This window comes from Candidatus Zixiibacteriota bacterium, from assembly GCA_014728145.1.
In the GTDB taxonomy this organism is placed as follows: Bacteria; Zixibacteria; MSB-5A5; order JAABVY01; family JAABVY01; genus WJMC01.
Genome location: WJMC01000205.1, coordinates 1 through 6226, shown reverse-complemented (window position 1 = coordinate 6226; position 6226 = coordinate 1). Strand labels below are relative to the sequence as shown.

Annotated in this window: 6 protein-coding genes; all 6 read right to left on the bottom strand. The window is 52.7% G+C overall.

From position 1 onward, the window contains the following. Positions 1–1007: AAA family ATPase (locus tag GF404_11715; GenBank protein ID MBD3382848.1), on the bottom strand; the 1007-nt coding region annotated here is incomplete at its 3' end. 73 nt (positions 1008–1080) lie between these two features. Next, positions 1081–2229: a molecular chaperone DnaJ gene (gene dnaJ, locus GF404_11710; protein ID MBD3382847.1), complete on the bottom strand. Its 1149-nt coding sequence runs from the start codon at positions 2227–2229 to the stop codon at positions 1081–1083. 15 nt (positions 2230–2244) lie between these two features. After that, positions 2245–2823: a DnaJ domain-containing protein gene (locus GF404_11705; GenBank protein MBD3382846.1), complete on the bottom strand. Its 579-nt coding sequence runs from the start codon at positions 2821–2823 to the stop codon at positions 2245–2247. A gap of 352 nt (positions 2824–3175) precedes the next feature. Further along, on the bottom strand, positions 3176–3442 hold the full coding sequence (locus tag GF404_11700) for a zinc ribbon domain-containing protein (protein MBD3382845.1): 267 nt from the start codon (positions 3440–3442) through the stop codon (positions 3176–3178). 85 nt (positions 3443–3527) lie between these two features. Beyond that, entirely contained in the window at positions 3528–5465 is a 1938-nt protein-coding gene (gene dnaK, locus GF404_11695) for a molecular chaperone DnaK (GenBank protein MBD3382844.1), read from the bottom strand. Positions 5466–5602: 137 nt separating this feature from the next. Next, positions 5603–6043: an Hsp20 family protein gene (locus tag GF404_11690; protein MBD3382843.1), complete on the bottom strand. Its 441-nt coding sequence runs from the start codon at positions 6041–6043 to the stop codon at positions 5603–5605. Positions 6044–6226: the final 183 nt, after the last annotated feature.

The following is a 6226-nucleotide window of genomic DNA, read 5'->3' as shown; positions in this document are numbered from 1 at the left end:
GCGAACCGGCGTTCGAGTGCGGCATCTTTTTCGATATGCTTGCGGTATTCGTCGATTGTGGTCGCGCCGATACAATGCAGTTCGCCCCTTGCCAGCGCCGGCTTGAGCATATTGGAGGCATCCATCGAACCGGAACCGACCGCTCCCGCGCCGACTAAGGTATGCAGTTCGTCGATAAACAGGATGATCGAACCCTCCGATTTTTCGACTTCCTTCAGCACAGCTTTAAGCCGTTCCTCGAATTCGCCACGAAATTTCGAGCCTGCCAGAAGCGAACCCAGGTCAAGCGCTACCAGCTTCTTTTCCTTGAGTGATTCGGGCACATCGCCATTGGCGATATTGATCGCCAGCCCCTCGGCTATGGCAGTTTTACCCACGCCCGGCTCACCGATCAGGACCGGGTTGTTTTTGGTACGGCGCGAGAGCACCTTCATCACCCGGCGGATCTCATCCTCACGGCCGATGACCGGGTCGAGTTTGCCACGTTTGGCCAAAGCTGTCAAATCACGCGAATATTTTTCCAGAACCTGGTATTTCGATTCCGGGTCGGGATCTGTGACCCGCTGATGACCGCGCAGTTCCGACATTGACGCCAGAACCTTCTGCTTGTCGATTCCGAGTTCATTGAAGATACTCCTGACCTTCGAACTCCCGCTGGAAATCATCGCCAAAAGGATATGCTCGACTGAGACAAACTCATCCTTTAAGTTCCGGGCTTCCTTGAAAGCCTGTGCCAGAATCTTGTTGAGCTCGGGCGCCATATAGACCTGGGCGGCCTCGGAATATGCCCTGGCCAGTTTCCCCAGCTCCGACTGCACCCGGTTTTGCAACTCGGTTGTAGCGACACCGGCTTTCTGCAACACAGCCCCCACGAAGCTGTCATCCACGGACAGCATCGCCTCCAGCAGATGCAGATCTTCAATCTGGCTGTGCGAGTTTTCCTGCGCCCGTTCGGAGGCGAGTTGCAAGGCCTCCTGCGAACGCTGTGTTAACTTATCCATCCTCATTTATACATCACCTTCTTTGTACTCAAAATCCACCTATCAAACCCATACAACATATATATTACACTATATATTACTACGCCTTAGCTTCAGTTTTCTCTTTCGGCTTAGCTTTGCCCTCGATCTCATCGATCATGCGCTGTTCTTCTTCCGAGGGCTTTTTCGGATACCTGATTTTCACCTTGACATACTGATCGCCAACCGCTTTGCCGTCATTGATGCCCTGCCCTTTCAGCTTGAACAGCGAGCCGTCCTTTGTCAATGGCGGTATGGTCAGCATAGCTTTGCCGCTCAATGTGCGCACCTTGATTTTGGTGCCGTCATGAGCCTGCGACAGAGACAGGGGCACATCGCAGAAGACATCCAGGCCGCTTCTGCGTAAAAACCGATCCGGTTTGACCGAGACGGTGATAATCAAATCACCTTCGGGCATCCCCTCCGGGCCAGCGTTGCCCATCTGCCGGAGCCTGATTTTTTTACCGCTTCGAATACCAGCCGGGATCCTGACATTTACTGTTTTCCGTATCTGCATTTTGCCAGTGGCATTGCACTGACCGCAGGGCTTGCCTGCGACCTGCCCGGTTCCGAAACATTGCGGGCAGGGCCTCGAAATCGAGAACATCCCCTGCGACATCGAGTACATTCCCGAGCCGTTGCATTTGGGACAGGTCGTCTGACCGCTTCCCGGTTCAGCTCCGGTGCCATTGCAACGCGGGCAGTTTTCATCGCGCTTGTAGCGGATGGTCTTTTTCGTGCCGAGCGCGGCCTCCCGGAAACTGACCGGCAACGTAATCCTCAGGTCCGTTCCCTTGACCGGCCTGCGACGGGCCGACTTCCGCCTGTGAGTACGCGCGCCCCTGTCGCCGAAGATCGAGCTGAAAAGATCGCCGAATGAGCCCAGGTCGAAATCATCCATTCGGAATGATCCGCCCTGGCCGTACCCACCGAAACCGCCCTGAGGCGCGCCCTGTCCGAATGGCGAACCGGCACCCGCGCCGAAACCGCCCCCGTACTTACGCAGTTGATCGTACTGCTGGCGTTTCCTGGGATCATTCAGGACACCATAGGCCTCGGAGACTTCCTTGAATTTCGCCTCGGCTTCGGGATTATCCTTGTTGGCATCCGGATGATACTTTTTTGCCAGCCTGCGATACGCCTTCTTGATTTCATCTTTTGAGGCGTTTTCGGAAACGTTCAGTGTTTTATAATAATCTTTTCCAGCCATATCTATATCAACCTCTTATTCATATTTCAAAGTAAGCTTGACCTTCTGGCCCGGTACTGAAATCATCATGCTTTCACCTTCTTCACTGCCTGCCGGTATAAACAGGTCAACGCTTTCAGCATATTCAAGCTTTCCTTTGCCTCCGCATCGCGAGCACTGCCTGAAAATCGTACCGCCGGTGCCCATACATCTGCGGCAGATTTCGACCAAGGGCAGTTGTGCCCGTATGATCTTATCTTCATTATAACTCTTCTTTTTCAAGACAAGTTCATATTCCGACCGATTGCCGAACCCGGCCATCGAGACCAGGTATCCTACCATGTCGTCGTAGAGATCACGCATTGCCGTTCGCACCTCGATCAGGTTCTTCGAACCGACCAGGACCTGAAGGTAGCGGTCGTATTTCTCGCGTTTGACACGATCGATCAGGATCTCGTAAGCTTTTCTGAGGCGCACGAAGTTTTCGTCGGCCTCGTGACTCGTGTCCGGATGATGACGTTTGGCCTGTTTTCGGAAGGCCGATTTTATGTCATCGGTTGAAGCATCTTTTTCGATTTCCAGCAGTTCATAATACCCTGGTTCGAAATCAAGCATGTCATGACCTCAATCGTTACATTTGTCATTGCGAAAAGTTGTCACGCCTATACGTGATGACGACGCGGCAATCTCTCTTTTATTGCATTGAGACTGTTGCACTCCGCTCGCAGGGCTCCCAACCTCTTTAGAGGGGGATTCAATCACACCCGTTTACGAGCAGGCCACCAAAAAATGTCAGTCTCGCAGAGAACCCGCCAAGTCAGGTTATGTCATCAGGGATCTTCCCTGACGATTTTCCACAACAAAGGCGGCATACGAAGATACCGCCTGTGACCATCACAATTAAACTTTTACAAAGCTCTTTCGCAAGCTATTCATCTCGACATTACCCGCAGAATATGTCCCTCTGTCAATTCGCCTTCTCAGGTTTAACGCTGTCCGTTTTGGTCTGAGTCGATGTCTCCGCTTTGGCCGCTTTTTTGTAGCTGTCGGAACGGTAATCGGTGATATAAAATCCCGATCCCTTAAACAGCAAACCCGCGCCACCTGAGATCAACCTCTTGACTTCACCATGACAGACAGGGCAGTCAGCTTTGCCGAGCGGTTCATCATTGATGAACTGGAAACGTTCGAACTGATGACCGCATTCTACACACCTGTACTCATAAGTCGGCATCCTTGGTATCCTCGCTCAAACTGAATTGGCGTTTACATATGCCGGAGACGCTTGTCGGTCCCCGGCATATCTATCGTTATCGCGTTTACTTCTTGTCGTCATCGACAACCTCGAAGTCGGCCTCGACCGCTTCATCCTGTCCCTGTTCGGGCTGTCCATTACCGCCACTACCGCGGTCAAACGGCGCACTCTGGTCGGCTCCCGGCTGACCCTGCTGTTGCTGAGTAGCCTGCTGGTAGATACCGGCCGAGGCTTCATGCCACATTTTCTGCAGATCCTCCGAAGCGGACTTCATCTCGGCCAGGTTATTATCACTTATCGCCTGCTTCGTGCGTTCGAGAGCCGCGTTCAGCTTCGACTTTGTATCGTCATCCAGCTTGTCCTCGAACTGCTTGAGGTTCTTCTCGGTCTGGTAGGCGATACTGTCGGCCATATTGCGCGTATCGATCTCTTCTTTGCGTTTGGCGTCCTGGTCCTCATTGGCCTTGGCATCGTTGACCATCTTTTCGATTTCCTGCTCGGACAACCCGGAGGAAGCTTCGATTCGGATGCTCTGTTCTTTACCTGTGCCTTTATCCTTGGCCGAAACATTCAGGATACCGTTGGCATCGATATCGAAAGTAACCTCGATCTGGGGCACTCCCCGCGGAGCCGGCGGGATACCGTCGAGATGGAACCTGCCGATGGTCTTGTTGTCGACTGCCATCTGGCGCTCGCCCTGCAGGACATGAACCTCGACGGTGGTCTGGTTGTCCTCGGCGGTCGAGAAGATTTCAGTCTTCTTGGTCGGGATAGTCGTGTTACGTTCGATCAGCTTGGTCAGCACACCGCCCAGGGTTTCGATACCCAATGACAGCGGGGTGACATCCAGGAGCAGAACGTCCTTGACTTCACCCGAAAGCACTCCGCCCTGGATAGCCGCGCCGATCGCAACCACCTCATCCGGATTGACTCCCTTGTGGGGTTCCTTGCCGAAGAACTCCTTGACCATCTCGATCACTTTCGGCATACGGGTCATACCACCCACGAGCACCACCGAATCGATATCCGCAGAACTGACCCTGGCATCCGCCATGGCTTTCTTGCAGGGCTCGACCGTGCGCTCGATCAGGTCATCGACCATCTGCTCGTAGCGAGAACGGGTCAGGGTCATATTGAGATGTTTGGGCCCCGACTGATCGGCCGTGATAAACGGCAGATTGATGTTCGTTTCCATAGTCGAGGAGAGCTCGATCTTGGCTTTCTCGGCCGCCTCTTTCAAGCGCTGAATTGCCATCGGGTCAGCCGACAGATCGACACCCTGTTCCTTCTTGAACTCGTCTACCAGCCAGTCGATGATCCTCTTGTCGAAATCATCACCGCCCAGGTGGGTATCGCCATTGGTCGACTTGACCTCAAAGACGCCGTCGCCGATCTCAAGAATCGAGATATCGAATGTACCGCCACCGAGGTCATAGACCGCGATACGGGCGTCGTTTTTCTTGTCCAGACCATAAGCCAGGGAAGCCGCGGTCGGCTCGTTGATGATACGCAGAACATTCAACCCGGCGATCTTGCCGGCATCCTTGGTAGCCTGACGCTGGGAGTCGTTGAAATAAGCCGGTACGGTGATAACCGCGTCGGTCACTTTCTCGCCCAGGTACTCCTCGGCCGTCTGGCGCATCTTGGTAAGGATCATGGCCGAAACTTCGGGTGGAGCGTATTTCTTACCCTCCATCTCGATCATGACTTCGCCCTTGTCGCCCTTGACCACTTTATATGGATAGTTCTTGATTTCCTGTGTCACTTCGTCGTAACGGCGTCCGATAAAACGCTTGACTGAAAACACGGTGTTTATCGGGTTAGTCACCGCCTGGCGCTTGGCCACAGTACCGACCAGGCGTTCGCCGTTTTTGGAAACCGCCACCACAGATGGCGTCGTTCGGCCACCTTCGGAGTTCGGGATCACTTTCGGATCCTTGCCCTCCATGACCGAGACACAACTGTTGGTCGTTCCCAGATCTATGCCTATTACTTTACTCATTATATCATCTCCTTTAAATTTTTTGCTCTTCACACTCAGCCGTTTTTGAACAAGAAGCCCACTCCCGTTACGGCGTGGGCTTCACCTTCAACTCAGCTTTCGTTCCCCCGCGCTACGGGAGACACAAGAGGGAGGGGTTAACCTACGGAAATCGGAATCTCTTTCGGTTTGACCTCTTCGACCTTGGGCAGTTCGATCTTCAGAACACCATCCTTGTAATTGGCCTTGATCCTGTCGCCCTCGACGGTGCTCGGCAGTGAGAAAGTACGACTGAAAGCACCATACATGCGCTCGGTGCGATGATAGTTCTTGTCCTTGTCTTCCTTCTCGTACCTGCGTTCGCCCCTGATGGTCAGGCTCTGGTCGTGAACCGATACTTTGATATCATCTTTCTTCATGCCCGGTATGTCGACGTTGACTGTGATTGAATCCTTGTCCTCAATGATATCGACATCGGGAGTCCAGGCATCTTCGCGGCCACTCATGGCCGGAGTGCCGAAGAAAGAGTCGAAAACTTTGTTTACTTCGTCCTGAACGGACTCCATACTCCTGTAAGGTCTCCATCTGATCAGTGTCATAACAACACCTCCTTGTTCCTAGAATCGTTACTTTATTTTTTGTTTTCTTTCTTTCTTTTTCATCCTGTATATATACAACCATCGTGCCAAAACCGGTATGATTCGCATATCATATTATATAGCAATAGTTTAGTAGGATTTGACAGAAAACGAGCATGGCCGCCAAATACGCCATATTGGCAG

What these genes read in the sequence shown, in the direction of transcription:
- dnaJ (MBD3382847.1), bottom strand. Translation starts at nt 2,229, where the DNA reads ATGGCTGGAAAAGATTATTATAAAACACTGAACGTTTCCGAAAACGCC.
- GF404_11705 (MBD3382846.1), bottom strand. Translation starts at nt 2,823, where the DNA reads ATGCTTGATTTCGAACCAGGGTATTATGAACTGCTGGAAATCGAAAAA.
- GF404_11700 (MBD3382845.1), bottom strand. Translation starts at nt 3,442, where the DNA reads ATGCCGACTTATGAGTACAGGTGTGTAGAATGCGGTCATCAGTTCGAA.
- dnaK (MBD3382844.1), bottom strand. Translation starts at nt 5,465, where the DNA reads ATGAGTAAAGTAATAGGCATAGATCTGGGAACGACCAACAGTTGTGTC.
- GF404_11690 (MBD3382843.1), bottom strand. Translation starts at nt 6,043, where the DNA reads ATGACACTGATCAGATGGAGACCTTACAGGAGTATGGAGTCCGTTCAG.